This window comes from Paenibacillus canaveralius (assembly GCF_047238265.1).
GTDB lineage: Bacteria > Bacillota > Bacilli > Paenibacillales > NBRC-103111 > Paenibacillus_F.
In genome coordinates this window covers 1,296,973-1,323,272 of sequence record NZ_JBDFMM010000001.1, presented here as the reverse complement: position 1 = coordinate 1,323,272, position 26,300 = coordinate 1,296,973, and the positions used below count along the sequence as shown (strand labels likewise).

The window sequence follows — 26,300 nt, the reverse complement described above, 5'->3', positions numbered from 1 at the left end:
TATAAAAAAACCATCCCCCGATTTACGGAAGGGATGGTTTTTGATGTTTGCGGTTGCCGCCCGTTCCCGCTTTCCCCCTGGAATTCCAAGCCTGGAGAATCGCATATCCGGCAAAAAGAGCCATAAACGGCATGAGCGGAGCCGAATACCGCGAATGCGCCAAATAAATCATATGCAGCAGGGACATATAGGCGAACATTACCGTCAGCAAGTAAGTCAGCCGCTTCTTTCTCGCCAGCCAGATTCCACGGATTCCGAACCCGAGGATCGTATAGTGAATCCCTACGGGCAGAATGAGGCTCACCCAATTCGCGGCGTTCCAATAATAAACGTCCCCCCAGAACGTCGCGAACTTCCCGATCGTATACCACTGGAGGTAGTACAGCGGCTGCTCCGAAAAACCCGTCCGGATCCGTTCCTTGGCCCACTGCGTATCGAACGCGTCGTTGACCCACAGATCGCTTGACGCGTGCCACGTCCGCTGTTCGGCCAAGGGCGGAGGCCCGTAGGGGAACGTGCCGAGAAGCAGCGGGTTGCCGCTCGATTTCGTCAACGGAATAAACTGCCCTCCGGATACTTCATAATTGCGGACCCACCACGGCATGAGGCAGAGGACAAATACCACGGCCGAAACCGTCAGGCAAACGGCCAGCCTTTTCCACGGGATCGTGCGCCAGTAAATGAGCAGCAGCAGAAAAAATCCCGGCCAAAGCGCGATCGTAGGCCTGACGTAAACCGCAAACGCCCACATCAGTCCGAACCAGACGGCATTCCCCGCGTTCGGCTTGTCCATCGCTCTCAAGGCGCCGTGCACCAGAAGCATCAAAGCAAGCACAAACAGGGCTTCCGTCAAAATATAAAAAGAGATGTTCCACATCGGCGGATAAGCGGCCGTCAACACGACGGCGATAAGCGCGGTTTTCTCGTCAAAAAGCCGCCTTCCGATGTTGAACAAAAGAATCATCGAAAAAGAAACCATCACGACCTGAACCGCCCGGATCGTCTGCTCCAGCACGTGCCCGGTTCCGATTCCGCTCATAAACAGGGCGATAAATGCCGGAAGCGCGGGAGTGATAAATACCGTCGGCTTTGCCGGGTCATTGTAGGTAAACATTCCTGTTTCCAGCCAGATCCGTGCGGTTTCCAGATAAGACTGGTCGTCCGATCCCAAGTTGTAGGAGGAACCGTATGTGAATACCACCACCAGCTTCAGCAGTGTCGTGAGCAGCACAACGATCCAGAGCCAGCCCCGGACCGGTAAAGATCGAAGCCTGTGCGGCATGATACATTCCTCGCCTTCCCCAAAAAAATAAAAGCGCGTTACGAATAACGCGCCGATAGACCGATCATTCCCACGCCGATCAGAATCACGACACAACCGGCGATTTTAAGGACCGACAATTGTTCGTTGAACATATAATACGCGCCGATGACGGTAATCAGATACGCAATGCTCTGCATCGGGTAGGCGATGCTTATATCCACTTTGTTCAAGATAAACAGCCACAATACTGTCGCAAGCCCGTAAATGAAAAGCCCCCCCAGAATAAACGGGGAAAACATAAGATGAATGATGCTCTGCAAGCTTTCGAAAGGGTCCGCTTTGCGCGAGAGCCCATATTTCCACAAAAATTGACCGCTTACGAGCATAAGCGTGTTCAGTAAAATCAGTCCGATATGTAACGGATTCATGGCGCTTCCTGTCTCCCCGCTCCTGTGTAGCTATCTTGGTTTCGGCTTTGTTCCTTAAGCCGCATGACTTCATTCTCCAGATACGCGTGCTCCTGAGCAAGCGTCTTGATCTGCTCCTGCTGCTTGGACAGCAGGATCGTCTGGTGGACGAGCAGGCTCAGCGTAACGACGATCACGATCAGGAAGATCAGCGACGGCATATACGACACGCCGATCCAGAGAGCGAAACGGTTGAGCAGCGGGATACAAATGCCCGTGACAAGTCCCGCCAGCGCGATCATAATCCAGGTGAACGCATGGCGGTCCCTTAACTTGTGCTTGCTGGTGTAAAAAAGAATCTGAAACAAGAAAATGACCGTAATTCCGATCGTAATAGCCTGAATCAAAATAAGTGCCCTCCCTAGAAGCTTCTCCGGATGATCGAAAACATGGTTACTTTCAGCATGTAATACACCGACCGGACGGGATTAATGGACGAAACACCGCCCTGCCGTTTTTTCATCTCCACGCTGATTTCTTTGATCCGGTATTTGCTGCGGGCCATGGAGACAAGAATTTCCACTTCCGGATAATCAACCGGATAATAGGTCGCAAACTCTCCGATGATCTTGCTGTTGACGATCCGGTATCCCGAAGTCGGATCGAAGATCCGGTTTCCCGTAAGAAGGCGGATCAGCATGTAGAAATAATAGATGCCTATCCGTCTGGGCAGGCTGCTTTTGTAGGAACTCTTCTCGACAAAGCGGGAACCGATCACCATATCGGCGCCGGACTCCCGGATTTCCCTCACCAGCTTATCGATGTCCCGGGCGTCATGCTGGCCGTCCGCATCGAGCTGGATCGCATATTTATAGCCGTGTCTCGCGGCATAGCGATAGCCGGTCTGCATGGCTCCGCCGATTCCGAGATTGACGGGCAGTCGCACTCCGTTATAGCCCCGCTCGCGGATAATCGCGGCCGTGCGGTCTTTGGAGCCGTCATCCACGATCAGATAATCGTACTCAACGTGTTTCCGCAAATGATCGACGGTCTGTTCGATGGCGTCTTCTTCATTATAAGCCGGAATAATAATGAGTACATCACTTTGTCTGGACATTACTTCGTCCTTCCTCCCTCATTGCTTTTCAATCACCTTGTCCGGTTGCTAACTCACATTTATGCAGTCGGTTAAATTGAAATCACATCGTTTAGAAATCCCGTTCAAAATCAGCCTTATTCAGTATAAAGGATATCCCTCCCGCTGGAAAGGACAACTCCCGAATCATTAACCCCGTTCATTCCGTGCCGAAACCCTTCCCCGCCTTGCCCGTATAGTATCCCATACCGATATCCAGTATTTGATAAGGGAGGGACCACATGGAAGTCTGGTATTGGGGCCTTTTTACAGCAGGCATTCTTTTCGCCCTGGCTACCCTCATTTTCGGCGAAATTCTCGGCCATCTCTCGGGTATGCTTGACTCCGCTTACGGACATCATCTGCCATTCCTGCAGCCGGCTGTGCTCGTCGGGGGAATCACCACCTTCGGCGGAGCCGGAATTCTGCTCTCCAGGTATACGGAACTGACTGACTGGCAGAGCGGAGGGCTCTCACTGCTGATCGCCGCCCTATTATCCGTCCTCGTGTATCTCGTTTACGTGAAGCCGATGGAGAACAGCGAAAACTCGGTCGCTTTCTCGCTTCAGGAGTTGGTCGGCAAAATCGGTGAAGTCACCGTGCCCGTGCCCGCTTCGGGATTCGGCGAAGTCATGGTGCGGACCGGCGGAGGAGTGACCAACCAGATCGCGGAAAGCTTCGACGGACGGAGCATTCCATGCCACCTTCGTGTTGTTGTCGTGGAGGTAAAGAACAGCGTGCTGCTCGTCTCCCCGCTGGATTCCGATCCCCTTAACTAACCAAGCAAAGGAGTTTTGCCCATGTTAAACCCAGATGTACTTCTCATCCCCGGTATCGTAGTCGGCGTTATTCTCATTCTCGGTATCGCCTTCTGGGCCCGCTACAAAACGGTCAGCCCCGATGAGGCCATGATCGTTACAGGCTCTTTCCTGGGAAACAAAAACGTCAGCATCGACGATTCCGGACGTAAAATGAAAATCGTGCGCGGCGGCGGCGCGTTTATCCTGCCGATTTTCCAGCAGTCCCAGTTCCTTTCCCTGCTTTCCCACAAGCTGGACGTCATGACGCCGGAAGTGTACACGGAACAAGGGGTTCCGGTTATGACCGATGCCGTTGCCATCATTAAAATCGGCGGCTCCGTCGAAGATGTGGCGACCGCGGCCGAGCAATTTCTCGGCAAGCCGACCGAAGCGCTGAAAAGCGAAGCCCAGGAAGTTCTCGAAGGACACCTGAGGGCCATTCTCGGCTCCATGACCGTCGAGGAAGTGTACCGCAACCGGGACCGGTTTGCCCAGGAAGTTCAAGGCGTCGCGGCGCGTGACCTCAAAAAAATGGGCCTGCAGATCGTCTCCTTCACGATCAAAGACGTCCGCGACAAGCACGGCTACCTCGATGCGCTCGGCAAACCGAGAATCGCGGCCGTGAAGCGCGATGCGGATATCGCCGAAGCGGAGGCCGTGCGGGACGCCCGTATCCAGAAGGCGAAAGCCGAGGAAGAAGGGCAGAAAGCCGAGCTTCTGCGGGATACGAACATCGCCGAGGCCAGCAAAGAGAAGGAATTGAAGGTCGCGGCCTTCAAGAAAGACCAGGATATGGCCAAAGCCGAAGCCGACCAGGCTTATCACATCCAGGAAGCGCGCTCCAAGCAAAGCGTAGTCGAGGAGCAGATGCGCGTGGAACTCGTCCGGAAAGAGCGCGAAATCGACCTCGAATCCAAAGAAATTTTGCGCCGCGAGAAACAGTATGACGCCGAGGTGAAGAAGAAAGCCGACGCGGACCGGTATTCGGTCGTGCAGGCCGCCGAAGCCGAGAAGTCGCGCAAAATGCTTGAAGCGGAAGCGCTCCAGTTCCGCATCGAAGCGGAAGCCAAGGCGATGGCCGAGCAGAAGCGGCTTGACGGTCTGGCTCTTGCCGATGCCGAGCGGGCCCGCGGTACGGCCGAAGCCGATGTCATCCGGCTGCGCGGTCTCGCCGAGGCCGAGGCGAAGCAGCGGCTCGCCGAAGCGTTCGAGAAGTTCGGCGAAGCGGCCGTGCTGGACATCATCGTCAAGATGCTTCCGGAACTGGCCGGCAAGGTAGCCGAGCCGATCAAAGGCATCGACAAGCTGACGGTTGTCGATACGGGCCACGGCGAAGGCGCCGCACGCATCAGCAACTACGTTACCTCGCTGATGGCCACTGCGCCGGAGATGCTCAAGAACGTCTCCGGAATCGACGTCGAGGGGCTTATCAAAGGCTTGACGAACAGAGGCGCCAAGCCTGCAGCGAAGCCGGCTCCCCTTACCGCGGAGCTGGAACCCGCATCGGCGGCCGGTGCCATCGCCGCCGCCAAGGAAGACGAACCCGGGACCGCCTGATTGCCTCAATCGGTTGACCGGCCGCAAGCAATCCGGAGGGAGGAACACGGCTCCCTCCCAGGGAAAGAAAAAGCACTCCAAGCGGGTGCTTTTTCTTTTTTCAGGCAGACGATGCGTGCGGTAATGTCCCTGAGACCGCACACCGGCCTTTTTTTCGCAAGACGAAGCAGGGCCTGAAGCGGCAAGGTTTAGACGGCCTTGCTTCCTTGGGATTCCGGACGGATTTCTGTCCGGGCCCCGCTTTCCATACCGTTACGGCTGCGGACCAGCCCCGCCGCGTAGGTAACCGCCTGAACCAGCAGCGCGGAGATAATCAGCATAAGAAACGGCATCATACCGATCGTATACCTCGCCTCTGGAATAAACAGAAGCTGCGTCCCCAGCAGAATTAGAAATACGGTAATCAGGTACCGGTAGCTTTTATGGAAAAAGAAGGCGATCAGGGATCCCCCCATTCCCGCATAAACGAGAAGCTTGTGAAACCTTGGAATCCAGGGTGCATACCAGGCAGGCACCGAGGTGCCGTAATCTCCTATGTACAGCTTGTTCAGAAACATTTCTTTCATTTTGCCCACCGTAAACCAGCGAATCCAGAGGGCCGGGTCGGTCTGCAGTCCTTCTTTTATACGTTTAACCGCCTCTCCCTGCTGGTTGCTGAAATCGACTTTGCTCCAGTCCAGCGTTCCCCGGTAATAAGGATCGGTTCCGCCAAGCAGCGGATTTCCCGCTCCCCCTTTGGAAATGAAGATCAATTCGTGAAAGGTAATCGCATTGCGTATCCACCAGGGAAGCATCCCCAGCGCAAAAGCAAGGACCCCGAAGCCGATTTCTTTAAAGTAAGGTTTTTTGTGCTGGATCCACAGAAAGATATAAGGAACCGGCGCGACTACCAGCGTATTCGGCCGGATCAGAACGGCCAAGGCAAGCAGAAGACCGGCAATGAGATGATCCTTGACCCGGTTTTCCTGCACAATTTTGACCTGGTAATAAATAAGCGCCATAAACGAGGTGAGAAAAATGACCTCCGTCAAGATCAGGGAATTGATCACAATGAAGGTTCCGTAAATCGATGCGAAAAAGGCCGCGATCAGCCCGGTCGTCCGGTTGAAAAGCCTCATCCCGATCCGGTAGATATACCAGATGGCGCCGAGCGATATAAAAACCTGGAGCACCCGAACAACCATAAACGTACGCTCTATATCCGCGTATCCGAATACGGCCAGTACCGCCGCCAGAAATACCGGAAAACCCGGGGTTACTAACGTATTCGATTTGGCCTCGTTATAGCCGTATATCCCTTTTTCAAGCATTTGTATCGCCATGGTCGTATAGTTCTTCTGATCGTGTTCCACAGGCTCGTATTGTTCTCCCAGCACATAGACAAGCCGCAGGACAAGCGCTAAAGCCAGGATGAGCACGATCAGCATTTTTTTCCACAACCGGGATGCAGCCACGCTCTTCTCTCCCTTCTTTTCCCTTATTCTTCCTGCCCCTTTAACGCGGATGAGATTCAAAAGGTTTCATTTCTTAAGTAATCATAAGAATTGCGCTTAAAGCGCCGCTGCGCTCCCCGCCGTACAAGCATACCCGGGAAACGTCAACGGCCATGCGGCATCCCGTCAATTGTACGTAAAAAATCATAGCGTGCCGGCGCACGGTCTACCCTATATATACCGATTAAATTCCGCCTAGAAACAAAAATCCCCGGCGGGTGGTTGAAAACTTGTCCCGCCGGGGATTTCCTTTATTCGATTGCGTATCAAGTACTGCGTACGATCAGTTTTCCTCTCCGGGAAGAAGGCCCAGCAGCTCCGGAAAAGCCGTTATCCGGACATCGGCTTCGTCGAGTTCGTGCTCGGTACGGAACCCCGCATAATCGCAGCCGATCACCTTAAGCCCGTTCCGGTGTCCCGCTTCCACATCGGAAGAACGGTCACCGACCATCCAGGCGCTTTGTAAACCGTGCTGCTCCAGGAGCAGTTTCACAAGATCCACTTTAGACTTCGTTGCGTATTCGCCCGCGCTGTACAGCCCCGTAAAGAGAGGCGCCAGCCCCTTCATCCGAATCACTTCGCGGACATAATCCTCCAGACCGTTGCTCGCGACGAATAGGCGGATTCCGCGCGCATGAAGCGCCTGCAGCGTCTCCTCGACGCCGTCGTATAGCATGCCTTCTCCCTGAAGAAGCCGGTCCATCTGCTCGCCGAGCAGAAGCTTGTCCGCACGGCTGCGAACCGCGGCCGGGACATCGGGCAGAACCCGTTCCCAGATCTCTTCAAGAAGCATGCCGAGTCCTCCGAGTATACGTTCGTCCGGCGGCGTCGGACCTTCGTAGACTCCTTCCCGGCGAAGAGCGTCGAAAGCCGCGTGATAGGCCGGCAGAAGAAGCGTTTCCGTTTTGAAGAGCGTTCCATCCAAATCAAAAAGCATCGCTTGCGGTATACGGGACTGATTCATAGCTGGACTCCACATCCTAATGGTTTTCTTTTAAGAATGGCAAACCGTACCCGGCTTGTCAACTTGGCCCGCGGAATATTTTACCTTGGCCCGTCCGCTTTTCCGAAGGACTTCCTATTGATGTTAAGGACGAAATATTTTAGAATGAATATGAAAATGTTTTTCTTGTTAAACTACTATTTCGCTAAAATTTTTTTCAAAAAAGGTGCGGATTCTTATGTCCAGCATTCTTCGGGCCATTGAAGAACGGAAGCACGGGCTGAACCGCCAGGAACAGGTTCTCGCCATTTATATTCTCGAGCATTCCAGTCAAGTGGTGCGCATGGGAATTACGGAATTGGCGGAACAGTCGAAGACGAGTCCCGCTACGATTTCCCGCTTTTGCAAGACGTTTCATTTCCAGGGATACACCGATTTCAAATTCCAGCTCGGCGCGGAGCTCGCTACACAGCCAGCCGGCCAGTCCTATCAGGACATCGTCGCCGGTAATCCGCTGGAGAAAATCGTATCCGCCATGGAAGCCAATCATACGCGCTCCATCGCGGATACGACGCGTCTGCTGGATCTTAAGCAGGTACAGGCCGCGGTCGACGCGCTCCAAAGCGCCAGGCAGATCGATCTCTACGGCGTCGCCACTTCCGGAGTCGTAGCACTCGATTTTCACCAGAAGCTGGTGCGGATCGGAAGGTATGCGACCGCATGGTCGGATCCCCATATGCAGATTACGTCCGCTTCCAACCTGCAGCCGGATGACGTTGCCTTCGCGATTTCCTATTCCGGCGATACGCCTGAAACGATTCAGGCTCTGCTTTGCGCCAAGGAACGGGGAGCCACGACGATCAGCCTTACCAAATACGGCTCCAACCCCCTGGCGGATCTTTCGGACATCAAGCTGTTCGCCTCTACGCTGGAGGAAGGCATGCGCCGCGGAGACATGGCGTCCCGGATCGCACAGCTTCATGTGATAGACATTTTGTTTACGAGCCTGGTCAGCGACCGGTTCGACGAGCATGTCACCCGTTTGGAACGGACCTATCAGATGGTCCGCAAATACCGAAGCAAAGGGAGAGAGTAAACGATGATTATTCACAAGTTTGACAATCAGCAGGAATTAAACGAGGCGGGCGCAGGGATTATTACCGCGCTTGTACAGACGAAACCCGACGCGGTTCTCGGTCTGGCAACGGGAAGCACGCCGATCGGCATTTACGAAGAAATCGTAAAGGCGTACAACAAAGGGCGCGTGAGCTTTAAAAACGTGCGCACGTACAATCTTGACGAGTATGTGGGACTTCCTGACGGACATGCCGAAAGCTACCGCACTTACATGAACGAGCACCTGTTCCGTCATATTGATGTGCAATCGGAGAGCACCCGCATTCCGGACGGCAACGCGGCCGACCTTCAGGAAGAATGCGTACGCTATAATCGCGAGCTGGAGGAGATCAAGCAAGTCGATCTGCAAATTCTCGGTCTCGGCCATAACGGTCACATCGGCTTCAACGAGCCGGCGGACGAGCTTCACAGCGGCACTCACCTTGTCGAGCTCGACCACAAAACGCGTGAAGCCAACGCGCGCTTCTTCCCTTCCATTAATGACGTTCCGACACATGCCCTGACAATGGGCGTAGGAACGATTCTTAAAGCAAAAACGATTCTTCTCGTCGTCCGCGGCGCCGATAAAGCGGATATCGTACACCGTGCCCTGACCGGACCGATTACGACCCAATGTCCGGCAAGCCTGCTGCAGACGCATCCGCATCTGATCGTTCTTCTCGATTCCGAAGCAGGGAGGAACTTCGTATGAGTACCTCCGCTTCCGCGCAGGAGCGCATTTTAATCGTTAACGCCAAGATCGTGACGGAAAATACGATCGTCGAAAACGGCGCGCTGCTTGCCGTGGACGGCCGCATCGAACGCATTTACAAGGCTCACGAACTCGGGGAGCTTGATTTGACCGGAGCCGTGGATGCGCAGGGCAGCTGGCTGCTGCCGGGTTTTATCGACGTTCACGTGCACGGGGGCTTCGGCGCCGACTTCATGGACGCTTCCGCCGATTCTCTGGAGACGATCACCCGTTTCCACAGCACCAAAGGCACCACGGCCATGCTGGCTACGTCCGTTACGGCGTCCCGCGAAGCGCTGGATGCGGTTATCACCGCGACAGACGCTTACATCCGCGGCGGAATGCCGTATGCCCAACTGATCGGGGTGCATCTGGAAGGCCCGTTCATCTCTCCGAAATGGAGCGGTGCCCAGAATCCCGAATTCATCTCCCTGCCGACATCCGAATGGCTTGAAGACTGGCATGCCCGCTTCCCCGGCCTGGTCAAAATGATGACTCTCGCGCCGGAACGGGAAGGCGCGATGGAGGTCATCCAGTGGCTCAGTGATCATGGAATCGTCGCGGCCGCAGGGCATACGGATGCCGACTACGAGACGATCGAACGCGCGGTCGAACACGGGTTAAGTCATGCCGTTCATACGTTTAACGCCATGACTCCCCTGCATCACCGGAATCCCGGCACGGTCGGCGCGGTACTTACCGATCCGCGGATTCATGCCGAAATCATCGCCGACGGCGTACATGTGCATCCGGCCGGCGTCCAGCTTCTGACGCAGACGAAGAAGCAGCACAACCTGATCATGATCACCGATGCGATTTCCGCCGCGGGTCTGGAAGACGGCGATTATAAGCTGGGCGGACTCGACGTGATCATGAAGGACGGAATCTGCCGCCTGAAAGAAGGTGGAAGTCTCGCCGGAAGCACGCTGACCATGATCGACGCCTTCAAATTCATGGTCAACAAGATCGGCGTCAGCGTGCAGCAGGCCAGCGAATACGCCAGCGGCAACCCCGCACGGCAGATGGGCGTTGCGGACCGGATGGGGTCCCTCGCACGCGGCAAGCAGGCGGACTTCCTGCTCGTCAGCCCATCGCTGGATCTCGAACGCGCCTGGGTGCTCGGACGCGAGCTTTCCCTCGTGACGGAAGCCTAGACCTTCCGTCCTCAAACGCAAAAAACCTCGTGCCAGAACGTTTCCGTTCTGCACGAGGTTTTTTTATGCCCGTCGCGGTCAGCTCATGGTCCGCGATTTGAACATCCGGTGGAGGCCGATCGTAGCGGCGCCGATCGAGGCGCCGTACTCCTTCCACCGGGGCGAATGGACCGGCGTCGGCACGATCGCCTGTTCGCGGCTTTGGATGCGCTCCGCAAGCCGCGCGAAGAACGGCTCGCTCTCGCCTATCCAGCCGCCCAGAATAAGCTGCTCGGGACTGAGCAGCTGCAGGACATGCCCGCAGTAAGAGGCAATCGTCTCGATGATCTCCTCCAGCTCTCCCGCGAAGGGCTCCGCTCCCTGCATGCCCAGGTCCACGAAACGGCGGACGACGAGCGGTTCTTCTTCTTTCACATCGCCGAAAGTGTCTGGATACGTCTCCAGCAGACGCTTCGACAGATTCGCCGTGCTGAACCGGCTGAATTCGCGGATACGTCCCGCACGGTCATGGCGGCCGCGGTAGATCTGGTTGTTCAGCACAAGGCCCGCTCCGATTCCGTAATCGATGAGAATGTAGACGATCGTCTGGAGTCCTTTGGCCGTTCCGTTAAAACGCTCCGCGAAGCCCGCGGCATCCAGATCGTTCACCAGATGCATCGGGATGTTGAACTCCTCGTAAAGCTGCGTTCTCAGCGGAAAGTTTTCCAGGCCCAGCACGGTCGAATTGACGACGTTCTCGCGCTTCTCGTCAATCCGTCCCGGAATCGATACGCCCATCCACCGGATGGTGGAAAGCGGCGTCTCCTGCTCCTCCAGGAAGGCCCGGATGAGCTGGGGAAGCTCGCTGCGCATCGCTATCGGCCCGAAGAGGGGCTGTGCGGGCTGCAGAGGCTGCGAAGCTAGCAAATTGCCCCGCAGGTCGAGCAGAACGCAGCGGGCCGGGGCGTTGGACAGGTCTACGCCAAGCACGCAGCCGCCGGCCGCGTTGATGTCCAGAAGCGTCATGCGCCTGCCGACACCCGAGCCGGCCGTGCCCGTTTCGCGCACCAGCCCTTCCCGGATCGCTTCTTCCATCAGAACGGAAACCGTCGTGGGGCTTAGTCTTGTTTTCCGGGCCAAATCCACTCTCGAAATCGGACCCTGCTCGTAAATATTGTTCAGCAGCAGAGATTTGTTAATCTCCCGCAGCATTTGTTGATTTCCAATCTGATTCATATTCCTCTACTCCCTGCAAGCCTTATTTCATCCACTATCATTGTGCCACGGGCATCAGATTTCCCGCAATGCCGGAGCCTTGCCGTTCCTCTTCAAGAATGCCGGTCAGGCTCGCTCATGTCAAAATGCTTCCGGATCTGTCAAACGCCTGCAGCCGAATCTTTTCCACGCTCAGCCGCCGTTTGCCGCATTCCGCGCCAGATCAGCAGAAATCCCACCATTCCGACCAAGGAAACCCCTGCTCCGATGCCGTACATTTTGGCGGCTCCGAGCGTATCGTACATCCAGCCTCCCGCGAATCCCGCGAAAATACCGGATACCCCGCCCCACGTAAGAGCGAATGCCGCTTGGCCGGACGCCCGCATCCGGGCCGGAATCAAATGACCCGTCAGATTTGTTCCGATGTAATAGTAACCTCCATACGTGATGCAGTGCAGAAGCTGAATAAAGATCAGCTGCATGGGGCTGTCCACCAGCATCATAAGCAGCCAGCGGATGCTGAACAGCAGGCTGACGAGAGCCAGACAAACAAACATCGTTCTGGAGTCCCGCTTCAGATAGCGGTCCAGCAGAAGAAACACGGGCGCTTCGAACACGGAAGAAAGAAAAGCGGCCCAGCCGATCCACGTCGCGGATCCCCCCATATCCGTGAGGTAAATGGACACGAAGGTCGAGTTAATGGAATTCGGGACCGAAATCAGGACACCCAGCAATAGCAGCATCACAAACGGGCGGCTGCCCAGAAGCTGCTTGAATCCCCCTCCCGGCAGCGCATCGGCCGCCGCAGCGGGTTTGGGCTGGGGAATACTGAACACGAACAAAAGCGAGATCATCAGAATACCGCTGTACAGCCACCAAAGCTGTTCTATGCCAACCGCAGTCAGTACGGGTCCCGCCGCAACGGCGGCTATAGCCCAGCCGAGCGAACCCCAAAGACGGAACGTGCCGAACTTGTAAGGAGTATTTTCAATTGTGCTGAGAATGAGGCTGTTGCTCTGGGAAAAGGTAGGACTTTGAAAGAAAAAGTAAAGCAGCAGAACGAGGTAAAGCCAGGTGAACGAATGCAGATGAAAAACAGGCTGAACCACGATAAGGTTGCAAATGACCAAAATAATCAAGGTACGCCGCACATTCTGCATCCGGTCGCTCCAATAGCCCCAGAACGGGTTGGCCAGAATGGAGACGAAAGGTCCTCCGGCCATGAGCATGCCGATCTGAAAACGGGTTAAGCCGTGTTCCAGAAACAGGAGCGGCACATAGGTGAACAACAGCGAAAAAGCGCCGTACAAAAAAAGAATATACAGCTTAAACATCGTAAATGAGCGCCGTTCGGCGGCTCCGGTTGTCATGATGGGCTAACTCCTTTGCGATTCGGCTCAAGGCGAGCAGGCTGGCCTCCGCCGGGCGGCAGATAACGGCGATACGCAGGAAGCTCGGCTGCTTTCCTATCGCTACCGCCGTATCCCCTCCCCCGCCAGTATCGGCTTTCCGTGCGCGGAAGCGGCGTCCGCCGGTTTTCCGCCGGCGCCGTTCTATTGCGACCGGCCGGGCCGTTATGTACCCGGCCGGAAAGTATGCTTCCCGCTTCGCTTAAGCTTTCAGCCCTTTCTCCACTTCCTCTGCGGAAACTTCGCGGCCCAGGGCGTCGGAGAGATACATGCCTTCGCTGATCAGCATGGTCTGCAAAGCGATTTCCGCCGTCGGAAGCAGGTTGACTCTGCCCTGAAGAGCGGCGATCCAGTGATGCTGGGAAGAGTCGTAGGCTTCTTCGTCGGCGCGCAGGCGGCGCCAGCGCAAATCCGCCGCATCCAGGTCGATTGTCGTGTCCATATCCATGTCGCATCTTGTCGAGTAATGGGTCAGCTTATTGCCGTCCGGCCCGCCAACCGGCAGACGCAACCCTCCTTTGGACCCCAGAACGGAGCTTCCTTCGAACGGATTCATATGCACGGCCCAGGATTCGATGATATCCATCGTGATGCCTTTCTCGAAACGCACCAGCCCGATCGCCAGCTCTTCCACGTCGAAACCGCTGGATTCTCGGCGGCCCGGGTCCATGTCTGTCTCCTGGTAAAGCTTCCCGGAAATCCGCTCGACTTTAGGCAAATCCAGCAGGTACAGCATCTGCGAGATGTGATACACGCCCATATCGAAAAGCGCGCCGCCCGCAGCGGTCTCTTTACGCGTGAAAGCCGGAGTGCCGTAGCCGTCCACGAAGGGGCGGTTCCGTCTGCGGTAGCCGGTGGAGCGCGCGTGGAACACACGGCCCAGCTCGCCGCCTTCGATCAGCGCTTTCGCCGCTTTGGTTTCCTTGCGGTACAAAGTACCAAGCTGGATGTGCAGCAGTTTTCCGAACTCGCGGGAAGCGTCTACCATCGCTTTGCCGTCCGCGTAAGTGCCCGCGATCGGTTTCTCACAGTACACGTGCTTGCCCGCCTTCATCGCGGCGATCGAAATTGGGGCATGGAAGTTGTTATGCAGGCAGACATCCACCGCATCCAAGTCATCACGCTTCAGCAGTTCGTTGTAGTCCGTGTATACGTCGGGAATACCATAGATCTCCGCCACACGGCGCGCTTCCGCCTCGTTCACGTCACAGACGGCGACGATTTCCGCGTCGGAAATTAATTTATATTGATCGAGATGAATTTTGCCGATTTGTCCGACTCCGATAATGCCGATCCGAATTGGGTTCATGTTAAGCCTGTTCCTCCCCGTTGTTGTCGTCTTCGCTCATAAGCAGCAGGTGCTTGACCGTGGTCAGAAGCCATTCGACTTCCAGATAAGGCTGTTTGTGAGCGTGATGTTCAACGCCCCAGTAGCCGTCGTAACCGCTCTTTTTGAGCATGCGGATAGTTTCAACCGCATCGTCCGCCTCGGCCGTCTTAGGGTCGAAATGGGTGTGTACGGTCCACGGGGCCACAATAGCGTCCCCCTGCTCCCGGTCTTGATCCCAGCGGTGCATATGAAGCAGAAACCCGTAGGAAGGGTGATTGACGGCTTCTGCTAGGCGTTTCATTTCACCCGGCACGAGAGACGGACCCATATGGTTCTCGGGACCTATCGTGAATCCGTTTTCCTGCGCGATTTGACAATATTCGCGGTAGCGTCCCGCCACATAATCCAGCTCCTCCTCGGAGAAAACCGATTGACCCCGGCCGCCCGTATCGATCCGGACAGTTTTCGCGCCCAGCAGGATGGAGGCGTCCAGATATTCCAGCGCATTTTTGTGAAGCGCTTCCCTTTTATCGGCATCGGGGTCCCACAAATGAGCTCCGTCAATGGCAATATTCACGAGCGTCATTTCTTTCTCATCCATCGCCTGGCGGATTTTCTTTAAATAGTCCCGTTCCGGCAGCTTAAGCAGCGGATGCGAGCGGTCCGCAAATTGTCCGTTCCATAAGTCGACTGTGGCAAGCCCGTAACGGTACCGTACCGTTTCCAGATAGCCGAATACATCCATCGTTCCGTTCAGAAAAGCCTGATTGAAAGAAAATCCGCCTACTGATACTTTCATGAGTAAGTCCTCCTGAGTATTAATTATTCCAGCGGAAAAACTAATTAAACAAACAAAAAAGTGAATTTGTATTCACTTTGATTTAAATGTTAAACCGTCTCTTTTACGATGTCAACCATAAAGTAAAGGATTGCCCGGCGTTTTTTTTCTGCGGGGATAAAACTCAGGTCTGTTTAAAGCTTCTTCCTCGGGCTGCGGAACCCAAGCCAGAATATGGGCGCTTCGAAAAAAACGGAGAGCCTGCTGCGAGTAACAATAAGCTTTGACCTTATCGCCGGATATGGCTAGCGGCCGAATGTCGCGTTGGCTGATCGCTCCCTTCCGGTCCATATAAATAATTTCTATTTTCCTTCCCAGGTATCGCTCCAACGTGGACATTAACGGCCAGCCTCCTTCTGAGTAATCGTACATTTCCGAACAGAAATAAGAACGTTTGTTCTTATTATAATTCCCGCAAAGCTAAATTGCAATCACCCTTCTTTTGCCAATCCCGAAAAATTTACAGCAAAAAACCGGACGTCCTCAGACGTGCCGGTTGCTGTAAGACTTTCGCGTATCCACGGTAATATGAAGAACCCTGCCGTTGGCCTCGTATTCGATCTCCGGAGTTGTTTGCCCGTAATACCACCACTTTTGGCGCTCTTCCCCTTCGCCTTCCTCCAGGTAAAAGAGGTTAAGCTCCTCCCGGAAATCCGCGATTTCACGTGCCGCGTCCAGACCGACTCCGCTAATCTCAAAACGCCAGCCTCCCGGTACTTCGGACAGATGCAGAAATCCGTCAAGTTCCTTCGTATCCAGCAGCATCCTGCTGCCAACTGCGTGTTTCACGTATAAACGGTGAGCTTCACTCATCGGTATTCCCCCTCTTTGCCGCGTATCAAGACAGATCAATCAGCATAAAGCGCGCGCCTGCCGCGCTGCTGATCGTGAGCGACGGAGTTTCCGTAATCCGTGCCGAATCTCTTTTACCCAAAATCGTCCCGCTGTTAAGCGCAGCCTCACCGTCCAGGACCATAATGAAAATCCGTCTGCCCTCCGGTTGTTCGAACGTGACCGTTTTCCCTTCGTCCAATTCGGATAAGTAGATACTCATATCTTGATGAATGCCGGCGACACCGGGACCCGCCTTCGATTTGGAAACCACCGGCAGCAGGTTATTTCTCAGCGCTTCCACCCGGAACTCGGTCGTTTCATAGGAGGGTTCCAGACCCCGCTCTTCAGGATCGAACCACATCTGCAAAAGCGTCACATCGTCTTGTCCCGGATTCATTTCCGAATGAATAATGCCGGTACCCGCGGTCATCCGCTGAACGCCTCCGTAGGTCGTGACGGCCCGGTGGCCGGAGCTGTCTTCATGCTGAAGCCGCCCTTCCAGAACGATAGTCACAATTTCCATCTCACGGTGAGGATGCGCCCCGAATCCCCGTCCGCCCTGCACCGTGTCGTCATTAAGCACTCTCATGGGACCGAAACGGGTATTGTCCGGATCATAATAATCCGCGAACGAAAAGCTGAAGTGGCTGACCAGCCAGCCGTGATCCGTGGAATAACGGGATGATGCGGGATAAACTTTTATCATGATCAACACAACCTTTCAAAATGGCAGCTGAACCCGGCTTCAAGATTTCCGAGCCTTCGGAATATTTCTTTTGGGATTCCGGTTCGGAAATTCCTATTTCGCCCGATTGCAAAACCCTGATCTTATTCTTGCATGCACTTTTATATTCAATCTTGTATCCTATCTTCTGCTCTATATGTATCATATACGAATAACTTACTAAGTTCAAGTTACTATACATTTCGTAAAAATTACAAATGTTTCATTTTGTCATCAATTTGTTACCCTTCTTTCTTCACGAACGCATACAATGGGAATTAGGACCAAGTCATAAAAAAACTCCCGCCTGAGCGAGAGCCTTGTCCGATTAAATGGTATAAAATAAACGGAAACTTTTTCTAATGGAAGAGTTTCACAGCTCCGTAGAGCGGGTATTAATTCTTATCTTGCTTCGAATTTTTCAGTTGGGCGATAACTTCCTTGATTTTATCGGGAAGGGGAAGACCGAGCCGGCCATAATTTTCCGTAATGGAAATTAACTCATTGACTAGATAGAAATAAATAGCGGCGTTCATCACTACGCTGCCGCCAATGAGCATGTCCATCCGGTGACCCAACAAAATGATGAGCAGCATAAGCCCTTTCTTGGCGAGGCCCCAGAAGCCGATATTGCTGTTCAACCCGGACTTTTCTTTCAAAGAGGCCGCAACGCCGGTTACATAATCGATTGCTACAGCCACGAGGAAGAAACCCAGCAATTCAGACCACCCTCCAAACGCATAGGTAAGGAATGAGGCGCCGAAAGCCGCCAAGCTGCCTAGAATCGTTTGGTTCATCTTAATCCCTCCTTTCTCTACCATTCTATGAAACCGGCAGTAGAAAGGAACGACACTTGGCTAGTGCTTACGAAAAAATAAAAACCGCCCGGTGGCACCCGGACGGCATAAAATTTACATTTGTATGATTACATGACGCGTTTGGCTCCAACATAACGAGAGCCCCAGTAAGCACTGCCCAAGCTGTCCACTTTCACTCCATCATCTGTCGCGGAAATGAATTTGTCAGCCCCTACGTAAATACCCACATGCTGCATTTTGGAATTGCTTGCGAAGAATACAAGATCGCCCGGCTGCGGGTTAGCTACTTTAACCCCTGCGCTGGCATACATACTTGCAGAAGATCTAGGCAGGTCTACCCCGTTCTTATCGTACACATATTGCACAAATCCGGAGCAGTCAAATCCAGATGGCGTAGTACCGCCATACACGTAACGAACGCCTTTATATTTGTTGGCCGTGGCTACAATCGTATTTTCCTTCTGTGATTTCTGAGGCACGGTTGCATACCAAGCCGGGGAATGATACTGTCCGTCGGCATCGAAAATTGCAATCGTATTCACATTATCCCATTGTACGCGGATAGCCAGTGAATCTGCCAGAAATCTCATCGGAACATAGACCGTATTGTTCAAAAACTGTGCTTTGCTTGGCAAGTCGATCTTCTTGCCGTCCACGAGAGCCTGATTCTCCCCCGTAGTAAACGTAATCTTGTGGCCGTTCCCGGTCACCGAGATACTCATTTGAGCCCCGGCACGTTCCCATCCGATTTCTGTTCCCAATTTCTCTGCAACTGGACGTAGCGGAATCATCAGGTTATTGCTGGAATCGATAAAAGGTGCGGTACCTTCGGTATTCACCAGTTGATCGTTGACCTGCACTTTAGCGGAACGAGCGGCATTGGCATGAGCATCAGAAGCCGCGAATAAACCGGCCGTCAGTACGGCGCATGAAACGACAACGCTTTGTACCCAAATCTTCAAAACGATTTTCCTCCTTGGGCCTCCGAGGTTAGTTGACGGGTTCGGGAAAGAGGTTCCCTAGCTTGCAAAATGACAGGCATTCACCCCAGAAATAAGTCCCCCGTACAGGTGCTTTGATTCACCGGATTCGGCTTTTGTATAAATTGTGTCAAAGACACTCCTAGAAAGGTTAACATAATTTACATAATCGGACAACCCTTTTTGTTGTGTCTATTTTGTAACAAATCCCGGATAAAATTCCTCCCTCTAAACAAAACTATTCAAAACGCCATTAGAGGAGGGGTTCCCCATGAAACGTGCAGCCTTGGCTGCCTCAGCCGCCATTTTGCTGGCCTTCGTCTCCGCATGCTCTCCGGCAAAGGTGCCGGGCGAGGGCTCCGTCTCTTCACGGCTGGACGAGAACCGTTTTATCCCGCACTCTCTAAGCGAAGAACCGGCGGCGTCATCTGTACCCGCGCCTGCTAAAAAACCGTCCGTTAAAACTCCGGCGATAAAGGAAAAAAAATCTGCCGCTCCACAGGCATTACCTGCGGTGCCGCTCCTTTTACCTTCTTTACCGGCTAAAAAAGTTAAAAAAACAGCCGCTCCCACACCGGAGCCGAAAAAGAAAGACGTCCCCGTCCAAAAACATCATCAGACGGGTACTCTCCGGAAATCGGAGCAGCGCAAGCTGAGTTTAGCCGAGATTCATCATAAATACCCGACGGTTTTCCGGATGAGAGGAACTTCCCAAGGAAAAAAAATCGCGCTCACGTTCGATGACGGGCCCGATCTCAAATACACGCCGCAAGTGCTGGATATTTTGAAAAAGAATCAAGTAAAAGCTACTTTCTTTGTAATCGGGAGCCGTGCTCGGGCACACCCCGAGATGATCGGCCGGATGGTACGGGAAGGACATGTTGTGGGAAACCACTCGTACAGTCATCCTTTTATGCCCAAACTGACCGCCTCGGAGTTTTCTTCGCAAATTATGCGCACCCAAGACATTATCAAACAGTTGGCCGGCTATACGCCGCGGCTGGTGCGGCCTCCTTACGGAGCCATCAATGAAGAGCAGGTTCGCTGGATGTCTGACCACCGCCTGCTGGTAATAAACTGGGACGTGGATTCCCTGGACTGGAAGGGATTGTCGGGCAAGCAGGTGTATCATAACATCGTGGATAATGCCCGGGCCGGTTCGATCATTCTGCAGCACAGCGCGGGAGGAAACGACAAGCACGATCTCAGCGGTACGGTTTCGGCCCTCCCCGATCTGATCCGTTCCTTGAAATCGAGCGGCTATAAACTGGTCACGGTTCCGGATCTGATGGGAATATCGAAAGATCTTTAACGCGCAAAAAGACGGGAGCATCCGCTCCCGCCTTCTTTTCGGCTCTGTTATTTAAGAATGTATACTTTCACACTTTGGTAGCCAAAGTTATTTACTTTCTCTTTGGAACCCGGAACAAAAATATCGATCCGGCTGCCTTTGATCGCGCCGCCGATATCCGTCGCTTTGGCGATCATCCCCTTGGCCGGAAGACCCGGGAAAGCGTAACCCGTCACATAGACGGTGGAGCCCAGAGGAATCACTTTCGGATCAACCGCGATCGTACCGACGGTCAGTTTGTTGCCGTAGTAATCGATTCCGGCATATCCGCCGTTCTCGCTCGGGTCCGCGGAATAAGCGGATGCCTTGATGTTCAGCACTTTTTTGTATTGTACCTGCTTGCCCGCAGCCGTTGTCAGCGTCTGGCCTGATTTTGCGGCAGCCGATGCGGCTTTGGCGGCCGGCTTCTTAACGGCTTTCTTCTCTGTAGATTTCTTTGGCTCGGAAGCCTGCGGCTTGCCGTTCTTTTGGAGTGCCTCCGAAGGTTTTATGGCGTCCGTCCGGCTTGGCACGGCTGATGCAAGCTGAGCTTGCGGCGGTTTTTTTACCGTCGCATTTAAAGCTTTTAGCTGTTCGGGGGCGGCTTCACCCGCAATTTTGAGCTCGCTTCCTGCCGGCAGATTCAGCGGATCCGCCTCAGGATTCAACGATAAAAGATCAAGAACGTCCATACTCATTTGGGAAGCGAAATTCCACATGGAATTCGGTTCGGATAATACTAGAATTTGATTTTCCGGTGTCAGGAAGGGTTGGGGAAGTTCCGAATCGGCTGCTTGTCCGCCGGTATCGGTAAGACCGACTGCAAGTTCCTGATAAGATTTGGCCAGTTTCCAATACAACAGGCCGTCGTTTTTAGCCGCTTCCGTTTCAGCCGCCTGGGACTGGAATGCGGAAGAGACCGCCACCACTGCACCCAGCAGCAGAGTAGCGCAAGTTTTTTTCCAATGATGCTTTAAAGCCATAGTTGATGTACGCTCCTTCTCGGTATTGCCTACGAGGTTAGTTGTCGGGTTCGGACTGAGAAGTCGCCCACGCTGCTGCCAGCGATTCACCCCTATCGGACGCCGCGTCATACAAGTACGGTTCCGAAATGAATCATCCCCCGCACCTCATCCCCCTCCTGGAAAATCCGGGAAAAGGAAGAAGTTTCGGCTCTCTACACAAGCTATCACATACATCTTTAGAAACAAACACACACAAATTGGCAAAAAACACATTTTTCATTTTTTTAATCCGCCGATTAATCCGGAGCAATAAGCTGTTCCAACAAGCCTATCGATACCTTTCTTGCCTTTAACACTTGCAATAACGCAGAGCGCAAAATTAACGCCTTACTCATCATACCCTTATGTAATTCTCATCAGTTTCTCAGAAAAGACGCCGTTTATTCACCTTTCCGGCAGGTAATTCATCCCACCAGAGGAAATTTATTTGGCGATTCGTTTGTTCTCTCTCGGTTTTTCTTCTATTTTTATGACTGCTTTGCTTTGTGCCGATTCCACAGTCGGACTCCTTTTCCCTTCGTAAATATCATCGAAAGGACGAAACGGCACGTTATCGGACCGGTCGAATTCTTTCGGTTTTCGCAGTCCTAATGATGCCGCTAATAGAACTAGCATGCCGATCAGCAGACTTAAAGTGATCCCCATAATAGCAGCCTCCTCATACTTCCAAAATCTAGGTTTGATTCCTAATTACTAAATAACTTATTCCAGTTTATCATACTTATAGGTAAAATGTGGTATTTTATTCCGGAAAACAGACGAATTTTTTACGATTTTTCGTAGGTGCGACATAATTCTTGCCTATTTTCTTCTTCTAATAACCGGCTCTGAGACAGTATCATCGTTTAAAAAGATCGGTTTATATGTCACTTATATATAAGTAAGACACCTTCAGCAGGGGAAATGTTCCGGTAAATTTAGTAATCTTATTCAATTTTTCCATATCACTCGAAAATCCGCGTACCAAACTCCCGTAAAATTCCTGAAAAAAGACGGGTTTCCCCGTCTTTTTGCCCGGTCCGCTAGAAAATTTTCTGGGCGGCCCTTTCGTCTTTAAGTATTTCCACCGCTTCGCGGAATCGCATCGAGTGGACGACTTCCCGTTCGCGCAGAAATTTCAGGCCATCCTGAAGATCGACGTCATCCGTCAGATCAATGAGCCACTGATAGGTGGCGCGGGCCTTTTCTTCCGCCGCGATATCTTCATACAGGTCGGCGATCGGATCGCCCTTCGCTTGAATGTAAGACGCCGTCCACGGCACACCCGACGCGTTTTGGTAATACAAAGCGGAATCGTGATTGACGTAATACTCGCCCAATCCCGCCGCTTTAAGCTGTTCGGGAGTCGCATCTTTCGTCAGCTTGTAGATCATCGTGGCAATCATTTCAAGGTGAGCGAATTCTTCGGTCCCGATATCATTCAGTACCCCGATCACTTTGCCCGGAATGGTGTAACGCTGGTTCAAGTAGCGCAGCGCGGCAGACAGCTCCCCGTCCGCACCCCCGTACTGCTCCATCAGAAGTTTGGCCATGTGCGGATCGCATTTGCTTACACGAACCGGATACTGCAGTTTTTTCTCGTAAATCCACATTGGAATCCCTCATCTCCTTGAGCACATCCGTGCTAAATCTTCCGGCCAGGCCATACCTGCAGTTCCCTCCGCACACGTTACACCTGCCACGGCCAGGGAGCTTCGGCCCATTCCCAGGTTTGCTGCGGCAGGGCATTTTGCCCGTACTGAAGAAGCGGTCCATACAGACGCTCGTATTCCAGCGCGATTTGTTTCCGTTTTTGGGAAAATTCATTGAACTGCTGCAAAGCGTTCCTATCTTCGGGATGGGTATCCAAGTACAAGGTCAGTTCGACCAGTACGAAATCGGCCGCTTGCAGATCGTGCAGAAGCCGGTAATAATTGTCATCCAGCTGTTTTTGCATAGTGTTCGCTCCCCTCTTTTTCGCTTTCCGGCCGGCTTAGCACTTGGGTTCGTAGTTGCTGTAAAGCTCCGGCCAAAGGGTACCGAGCTTCAAAGCTTCATAAGGACTGAACTGCGGCAGGCACATAGGCTGGAACTGGATAAACAGGTTCGGCGGTGTTACGTACGTTTTGACAAGTTTCGGCGGACAGGGATCAAACGGCCCCACGAAGGGGTGGTACATGCGGACTTCAGGATACAATGCGCTTCCTCCTTGTAACCGGTAATGGTGTCGCTCTGCAATACCATATGGCATTCGCCCAGTCGGGGTATGGGCGGGCGCCCAGATTCATGAAATAAAAGCGGAATAATCCGCAAGGTTGTCATCTCTACCGTCTCTATGAATATCTTATGATAGAAAGAGAGACGATCCGGGGAAAGCTTTTTCCCTTTCAAAAAAGGAGTGAGATGGCATGACACATCATCCGAAAACTCCCCTTCCGTCCCCGCCCCCTCAGCAGATGGAATACAGCGGGTATACGGTTCCGTTGTATTCCGCCGCCGGAATCCTGGCGGGCGCGGATACGTCCCCCGAAGCTCTGCTGGAACTGCGGAGTCTTCTTACCCGCTCCGGCGTCAAGCGCGTCGTTCCCTGCAAAGACTGGCATTCCGCCGCCAAAATGCCTTTGGCCGTCTATATCGGCAAGCTGCCGGCCGATCCCGCCGTGCAACGGGAATTCCGCAGCCGTCGCAGCGGCGATCCACTCGGAATTCCCGAGGAGGGCTACACCCTTGCGGCACGCCGCGGCAAACGCGGCGGCAGCATGATCGTGCTGGCGGGCGCGGATCATACGGGCACGCTTTATGCCGTCCGTACGCTCAAGCAGCTCATCCGTAAAGGCCCGATGATGGCCGCGGTGCCGGCCGTCACGATCCGGGACTTCCCCGCGTACCCCGTCAGGGGCGTTGTGGAAGGCTTCTACGGCGGCCCGTGGTCCCCCGACGACCGGGTAAATCTTATCGCCTTCCTTGGCGATCATAAAATGAACACGTACCTGTACGCTCCGAAAGATGATCCGTACCTTCGCGACCGCTGGCGGGAGCCGTACCCCGAAGAAGAGCTGCGCCATATCCGCAGGTATGTGGACGCTGCCGAAAAAGCCGGCGTCCGCTTCGTTTACGCGCTCTCGCCCGGGCTCGACATCTGTTTCTCATCGAACGAGGAATTTCAAAAGCTGACTGCCAAAGCCAGCCAGATGTGGACGCTCGGAGTCCGCCATTTTTCTCTGCTGATGGACGATATTTTCCAGAATCCCAACTGTGCGGACGATGTGCGGAAGTTCGGCGGGGACGAAAGCCCCGCTGCCGCTGCGCAGGCTTATCTGCTGAACCGCTTCAACCGCGAGTTCGTGGGGGCGCATCCCGGAGCTTCGAGGCTCATTACCGCGCCGACGGAATATTACCAGGACGGCAGCAGCCCTTACCGGAAACGCTTCGCCGAATTGGTAGACCCCGGCATACTCGTCTGCTGGACGGGAATCGGGATCGCTCCGGCCGTTGTCACTTCCGAAGAATCCGAACGGATCCGCGCGGTGTTCAACCATGACATGCTCTTGTGGGATAACTATCCGGTGACGGATTATGTCCGTGAAAAGCTTTTTCTCGGACCTCTGGAGGGCCGGGCCGCCGATTTGCACAAGCACGGCCAGTTCGGTTATTTATCCAATCCGATGGAGCATCTGCAGGCCTCTTTGCTTGCTTTGTTTACTTCAGCCGAATATGCCTGGAAGCCCGAAGCTTATCAGCCCTGGGAATCCTGGGAAAGATCGCTTAAGGAATTCGGAGGACCTCTTTATAAGGAACTGCGGATTTTTGCGGAAAATCATCTGTCCTCCGCCGTTCATACCGGCGAATCTCCGAAGCTCACAGCTCTTCTTGCGGATTTCTGGGAAAATTTCGAGAAAGGCGTACCGGAGAAAGCCGCCGCACGTTTGGCCGCATATTTCGGCTCTATGCGCAGGGCAGCGGTACGTTTGAGTCAATTGCCCAATCCCGATTTCGTAAGGGAAACGTCGGACTGGCTGAAAAAGACCGGCTTTTACGGAAAAGCCGGAGAATCCGCCGTCTCCCTGCTGCTGGCGATGATGCGGGGCAGCGATGAAGAAGCCGACGCCCGGTACTCCGCCTACGCCGCCGTCCTCACGCAGGATACCGTCGACATCGAGGTCGCGGAGCCGAGAACAGGCTCGCGCCGTATCGACGGCGAGAATCGCGAGCGGGGTGAATCCGAGCTTATCCGGTATACAGCGGAATTTGGGGCAACAACCGGGACGAACGAGTGGGGTTACGAGGTGACGGTCGTGAACGGACGCATCGTCCGGGAAGGCGGCAACAACTCGGTCATCCCCGCCGACGGCTATGTACTCAGCCTTCACTCGGGCCAAGACAGAGAATGGCTGAAAAACATGACGATAGTAGGCGCGAAAGCGGACATCCGAGACGGGAGCGTAACCATCTCGGTCGACAAGGGAATCTACCCGGTCCCCAACAAAAAAGTTTCGGCCGACGGAGTCATGGAGCCGTTCCTGCAGCGGGTCTCGGCGGCCTACGAGATGTATGTCCGGTGGCGTGAGAACCGCGGGTTCACCGATCCGATCAGCACACTTCCCGCCTGGGAGGGCAACGTGCCCGCGAACATGACCGACGGCAGAGCGGACACGTATTTCTGGAGCGGCAGAGCTCCGCAATCCGGAGATTACGTGGGCGTGAATCTGGGGCAGACGGCGGAGGTACGACAGATCCGCATCAGTCTGGGCCACCCGGACCCCGCCGCTCCGCAGGCAGGCGACCTCATCCGCAGCGCTTCTCTGGAAGCTTCGCTGAATGGCCTCAGCTGGACGAAACTGGCGGAGTTCTCTGAGCAGCGGGAGATTGAATACATTCCCGCAGCCCCCTTACGCGCTCACTTTATCCGGCTGAAAAGCAGGGCGCCACAGACCGAGTGGGTCATGGTCCGCGAGTTCTCGGTCACGGCGGACCGTGACCAGGCGGCGAACTGATCAAGGGCGAAATGCGGGCGTGGACTCCCTTGCAGGTTTAACGAGACTCAGTAGTTTTAAGGGGAGTTTGTGTTCTGTCTTGTCCTGTCGTGGTTTGTGGGGGTTTGATTCGTGGTTTGTGGGGGTTTGATTCGTGGTTTGTGTTTGTTCGTGGTTTGTGTTTGATTCGTAGTTTGTGGGGATCGATTCGTGGTTTGTTTGGATCGATTTGTCGTTGACGGCGCA

Annotated in this window: 26 protein-coding genes and 2 riboswitches; of the genes, 7 read left to right on the top strand and 19 right to left on the bottom strand. The window is 53.9% G+C overall.

The features are described from left to right. Positions 1-22: 22 nt before the first annotated feature. The 4 genes from ABC395_RS06145 to ABC395_RS06130 are packed head-to-tail and all read right to left on the bottom strand — an operon-like array spanning position 23 to position 2,788. Positions 23-1,282, bottom strand: a complete 1,260-nt coding sequence (locus ABC395_RS06145; RefSeq protein WP_413001538.1) for an ArnT family glycosyltransferase — start codon at positions 1,280-1,282, stop codon at positions 23-25. A gap of 38 nt (positions 1,283-1,320) precedes the next feature. Continuing rightward, positions 1,321-1,692, bottom strand: coding sequence for an EamA family transporter (locus ABC395_RS06140; RefSeq protein WP_413001536.1), 372 nt, complete (start codon positions 1,690-1,692; stop codon positions 1,321-1,323). Then, on the bottom strand, positions 1,689-2,078 hold the full coding sequence (locus ABC395_RS06135) for a DUF2304 domain-containing protein (RefSeq protein ID WP_413001534.1): 390 nt from the start codon (positions 2,076-2,078) through the stop codon (positions 1,689-1,691). The genes ABC395_RS06140 and ABC395_RS06135 overlap by 4 nt, the downstream gene beginning before the upstream one ends. A gap of 14 nt (positions 2,079-2,092) precedes the next feature. Then, a complete protein-coding gene (locus ABC395_RS06130; RefSeq protein WP_413001532.1) occupies positions 2,093-2,788 on the bottom strand; it encodes a glycosyltransferase family 2 protein in 696 nt (231 codons plus the stop codon). 260 nt (positions 2,789-3,048) lie between these two features. Here ABC395_RS06130 and ABC395_RS06125 point away from each other — a divergent pair, with 260 nt between their 5' ends. Next, positions 3,049-3,585: an NfeD family membrane protein gene (locus ABC395_RS06125; protein WP_413001531.1), complete on the top strand. Its 537-nt coding sequence runs from the start codon at positions 3,049-3,051 to the stop codon at positions 3,583-3,585. Between the two features lie 21 nt (positions 3,586-3,606). Beyond that, complete coding sequence (gene floT / locus ABC395_RS06120) at positions 3,607-5,163, top strand: flotillin lipid rafts scaffold protein FloT (RefSeq protein ID WP_413001529.1); 1,557 nt, start codon at positions 3,607-3,609, stop codon at positions 5,161-5,163. A gap of 188 nt (positions 5,164-5,351) precedes the next feature. Here the strand turns inward: floT and ABC395_RS06115 are convergent, their stop codons facing one another. Continuing rightward, a complete protein-coding gene (locus ABC395_RS06115; protein ID WP_413001528.1) occupies positions 5,352-6,617 on the bottom strand; it encodes an ArnT family glycosyltransferase in 1,266 nt (421 codons plus the stop codon). Positions 6,618-6,939: 322 nt separating this feature from the next. Next, a complete protein-coding gene (locus ABC395_RS06110) occupies positions 6,940-7,620 on the bottom strand; it encodes an HAD family hydrolase (RefSeq protein ID WP_413001527.1) in 681 nt (226 codons plus the stop codon). 217 nt (positions 7,621-7,837) lie between these two features. On the opposite strand from ABC395_RS06110, the gene ABC395_RS06105 reads away from it, so the two are divergent. The 3 genes from ABC395_RS06105 to nagA are packed head-to-tail and all read left to right on the top strand — an operon-like array spanning position 7,838 to position 10,620. After that, positions 7,838-8,695 (top strand): MurR/RpiR family transcriptional regulator, encoded by an 858-nt coding sequence (locus tag ABC395_RS06105; RefSeq protein ID WP_413001525.1) that lies wholly within the window; start codon positions 7,838-7,840, stop codon positions 8,693-8,695. A gap of 3 nt (positions 8,696-8,698) precedes the next feature. After that, positions 8,699-9,427, top strand: a complete 729-nt coding sequence (gene nagB, locus ABC395_RS06100) for a glucosamine-6-phosphate deaminase (RefSeq protein ID WP_413001523.1) — start codon at positions 8,699-8,701, stop codon at positions 9,425-9,427. Continuing rightward, on the top strand, positions 9,424-10,620 hold the full coding sequence (gene nagA, locus ABC395_RS06095; protein ID WP_413001521.1) for an N-acetylglucosamine-6-phosphate deacetylase: 1,197 nt from the start codon (positions 9,424-9,426) through the stop codon (positions 10,618-10,620). The genes nagB and nagA overlap by 4 nt, the downstream gene beginning before the upstream one ends. Before the next feature lie 78 nt (positions 10,621-10,698). On the opposite strand, the gene ABC395_RS06090 is transcribed toward nagA, so the two are convergent. The 8 genes from ABC395_RS06090 to ABC395_RS06055 all read right to left on the bottom strand — a co-directional run bounded on the left by ABC395_RS06090 (position 10,699) and on the right by ABC395_RS06055 (position 18,729). Beyond that, positions 10,699-11,835, bottom strand: coding sequence for an ROK family transcriptional regulator (locus ABC395_RS06090; RefSeq protein WP_413001519.1), 1,137 nt, complete (start codon positions 11,833-11,835; stop codon positions 10,699-10,701). A gap of 140 nt (positions 11,836-11,975) precedes the next feature. After that, positions 11,976-13,184, bottom strand: a complete 1,209-nt coding sequence (locus ABC395_RS06085; protein ID WP_413001517.1) for an MFS transporter — start codon at positions 13,182-13,184, stop codon at positions 11,976-11,978. A gap of 241 nt (positions 13,185-13,425) precedes the next feature. Continuing rightward, positions 13,426-14,532, bottom strand: coding sequence for a Gfo/Idh/MocA family protein (locus ABC395_RS06080; protein ID WP_413001515.1), 1,107 nt, complete (start codon positions 14,530-14,532; stop codon positions 13,426-13,428). Position 14,533: 1 nt separating this feature from the next. Further along, complete coding sequence (locus ABC395_RS06075; protein WP_413001513.1) at positions 14,534-15,352, bottom strand: sugar phosphate isomerase/epimerase family protein; 819 nt, start codon at positions 15,350-15,352, stop codon at positions 14,534-14,536. A gap of 522 nt (positions 15,353-15,874) precedes the next feature. Continuing rightward, entirely contained in the window at positions 15,875-16,204 is a 330-nt protein-coding gene (locus tag ABC395_RS06070; RefSeq protein WP_413001511.1) for a hypothetical protein, read from the bottom strand. Between the two features lie 25 nt (positions 16,205-16,229). After that, the gene (locus ABC395_RS06065; protein ID WP_413001509.1) at positions 16,230-16,931 is read right to left on the bottom strand and encodes a pirin family protein; all 702 of its coding nucleotides are present in this window, start codon (positions 16,929-16,931) and stop codon (positions 16,230-16,232) included. Positions 16,932-17,344: 413 nt separating this feature from the next. Next, entirely contained in the window at positions 17,345-17,746 is a 402-nt protein-coding gene (locus ABC395_RS06060; RefSeq protein ID WP_413001507.1) for a phage holin family protein, read from the bottom strand. A 128-nt stretch (positions 17,747-17,874) separates the two neighbouring features. Beyond that, positions 17,875-18,729, bottom strand: a complete 855-nt coding sequence (locus ABC395_RS06055; RefSeq protein ID WP_413001505.1) for a C40 family peptidase — start codon at positions 18,727-18,729, stop codon at positions 17,875-17,877. Between the two features lie 2 nt (positions 18,730-18,731). Then, a riboswitch (cyclic di-AMP (ydaO/yuaA leader) is annotated at positions 18,732-18,872 on the bottom strand. Between the two features lie 146 nt (positions 18,873-19,018). Between ABC395_RS06055 and ABC395_RS06050 the strand changes: the two genes are divergently transcribed. Then, positions 19,019-20,059, top strand: a complete 1,041-nt coding sequence (locus ABC395_RS06050; protein ID WP_413001504.1) for a polysaccharide deacetylase family protein — start codon at positions 19,019-19,021, stop codon at positions 20,057-20,059. A gap of 47 nt (positions 20,060-20,106) precedes the next feature. On the opposite strand, the gene ABC395_RS06045 is transcribed toward ABC395_RS06050, so the two are convergent. The 5 genes from ABC395_RS06045 to ABC395_RS06025 all read right to left on the bottom strand — a co-directional run bounded on the left by ABC395_RS06045 (position 20,107) and on the right by ABC395_RS06025 (position 23,260). Continuing rightward, positions 20,107-21,060 carry a 3D domain-containing protein gene (locus ABC395_RS06045; protein ID WP_413001502.1) on the bottom strand — a complete coding sequence of 318 codons (954 nt, stop codon included), beginning with the start codon at positions 21,058-21,060 and terminating at the stop codon, positions 20,107-20,109. 11 nt (positions 21,061-21,071) lie between these two features. Then, a riboswitch (cyclic di-AMP (ydaO/yuaA leader) is annotated at positions 21,072-21,262 on the bottom strand. 263 nt (positions 21,263-21,525) lie between these two features. Continuing rightward, on the bottom strand, positions 21,526-21,747 hold the full coding sequence (locus ABC395_RS06040) for a hypothetical protein (RefSeq protein ID WP_103997767.1): 222 nt from the start codon (positions 21,745-21,747) through the stop codon (positions 21,526-21,528). 377 nt (positions 21,748-22,124) lie between these two features. Further along, positions 22,125-22,694 (bottom strand): manganese catalase family protein, encoded by a 570-nt coding sequence (locus ABC395_RS06035; RefSeq protein ID WP_413001501.1) that lies wholly within the window; start codon positions 22,692-22,694, stop codon positions 22,125-22,127. Positions 22,695-22,771: 77 nt separating this feature from the next. Next, complete coding sequence (locus tag ABC395_RS06030; RefSeq protein WP_413001499.1) at positions 22,772-23,038, bottom strand: spore coat protein CotJB; 267 nt, start codon at positions 23,036-23,038, stop codon at positions 22,772-22,774. Between the two features lie 36 nt (positions 23,039-23,074). Continuing rightward, on the bottom strand, positions 23,075-23,260 hold the full coding sequence (locus ABC395_RS06025) for a spore coat associated protein CotJA (protein ID WP_181024524.1): 186 nt from the start codon (positions 23,258-23,260) through the stop codon (positions 23,075-23,077). 229 nt (positions 23,261-23,489) lie between these two features. On the opposite strand from ABC395_RS06025, the gene ABC395_RS06020 reads away from it, so the two are divergent. Continuing rightward, complete coding sequence (locus tag ABC395_RS06020; protein WP_413001497.1) at positions 23,490-26,075, top strand: glycoside hydrolase family 84 protein; 2,586 nt, start codon at positions 23,490-23,492, stop codon at positions 26,073-26,075. Positions 26,076-26,300 lie beyond the last annotated feature (225 nt).

Coding starts and splice junctions, on each gene's coding strand:
- ABC395_RS06145 (WP_413001538.1), bottom strand. CDS start 1,282: ATGCCGCACAGGCTTCGATCTTTACCGGTCCGGGGCTGGCTCTGGATC.
- ABC395_RS06105 (WP_413001525.1), top strand. CDS start 7,838: ATGTCCAGCATTCTTCGGGCCATTGAAGAACGGAAGCACGGGCTGAAC.
- ABC395_RS06035 (WP_413001501.1), bottom strand. CDS start 22,694: ATGTGGATTTACGAGAAAAAACTGCAGTATCCGGTTCGTGTAAGCAAA.
- ABC395_RS06050 (WP_413001504.1), top strand. CDS start 19,019: ATGAAACGTGCAGCCTTGGCTGCCTCAGCCGCCATTTTGCTGGCCTTC.
- ABC395_RS06085 (WP_413001517.1), bottom strand. CDS start 13,184: ATGACAACCGGAGCCGCCGAACGGCGCTCATTTACGATGTTTAAGCTG.
- nagB (WP_413001523.1), top strand. CDS start 8,699: ATGATTATTCACAAGTTTGACAATCAGCAGGAATTAAACGAGGCGGGC.
- ABC395_RS06060 (WP_413001507.1), bottom strand. CDS start 17,746: ATGAACCAAACGATTCTAGGCAGCTTGGCGGCTTTCGGCGCCTCATTC.
- ABC395_RS06080 (WP_413001515.1), bottom strand. CDS start 14,532: ATGAACCCAATTCGGATCGGCATTATCGGAGTCGGACAAATCGGCAAA.
- ABC395_RS06040 (WP_103997767.1), bottom strand. CDS start 21,747: ATGGGGATCACTTTAAGTCTGCTGATCGGCATGCTAGTTCTATTAGCG.
- nagA (WP_413001521.1), top strand. CDS start 9,424: ATGAGTACCTCCGCTTCCGCGCAGGAGCGCATTTTAATCGTTAACGCC.
- ABC395_RS06140 (WP_413001536.1), bottom strand. CDS start 1,692: ATGAATCCGTTACATATCGGACTGATTTTACTGAACACGCTTATGCTC.
- ABC395_RS06090 (WP_413001519.1), bottom strand. CDS start 11,835: ATGAATCAGATTGGAAATCAACAAATGCTGCGGGAGATTAACAAATCT.
- ABC395_RS06065 (WP_413001509.1), bottom strand. CDS start 16,931: ATGATAAAAGTTTATCCCGCATCATCCCGTTATTCCACGGATCACGGC.
- ABC395_RS06130 (WP_413001532.1), bottom strand. CDS start 2,788: ATGTCCAGACAAAGTGATGTACTCATTATTATTCCGGCTTATAATGAA.
- ABC395_RS06075 (WP_413001513.1), bottom strand. CDS start 15,352: ATGAAAGTATCAGTAGGCGGATTTTCTTTCAATCAGGCTTTTCTGAAC.
- ABC395_RS06070 (WP_413001511.1), bottom strand. CDS start 16,204: ATGAGTGAAGCTCACCGTTTATACGTGAAACACGCAGTTGGCAGCAGG.
- floT (WP_413001529.1), top strand. CDS start 3,607: ATGTTAAACCCAGATGTACTTCTCATCCCCGGTATCGTAGTCGGCGTT.
- ABC395_RS06125 (WP_413001531.1), top strand. CDS start 3,049: ATGGAAGTCTGGTATTGGGGCCTTTTTACAGCAGGCATTCTTTTCGCC.
- ABC395_RS06030 (WP_413001499.1), bottom strand. CDS start 23,038: ATGCAAAAACAGCTGGATGACAATTATTACCGGCTTCTGCACGATCTG.
- ABC395_RS06110 (WP_413001527.1), bottom strand. CDS start 7,620: ATGAATCAGTCCCGTATACCGCAAGCGATGCTTTTTGATTTGGATGGA.
- ABC395_RS06020 (WP_413001497.1), top strand. CDS start 23,490: ATGACACATCATCCGAAAACTCCCCTTCCGTCCCCGCCCCCTCAGCAG.
- ABC395_RS06025 (WP_181024524.1), bottom strand. CDS start 23,260: ATGTACCACCCCTTCGTGGGGCCGTTTGATCCCTGTCCGCCGAAACTT.
- ABC395_RS06045 (WP_413001502.1), bottom strand. CDS start 21,060: ATGGCTTTAAAGCATCATTGGAAAAAAACTTGCGCTACTCTGCTGCTG.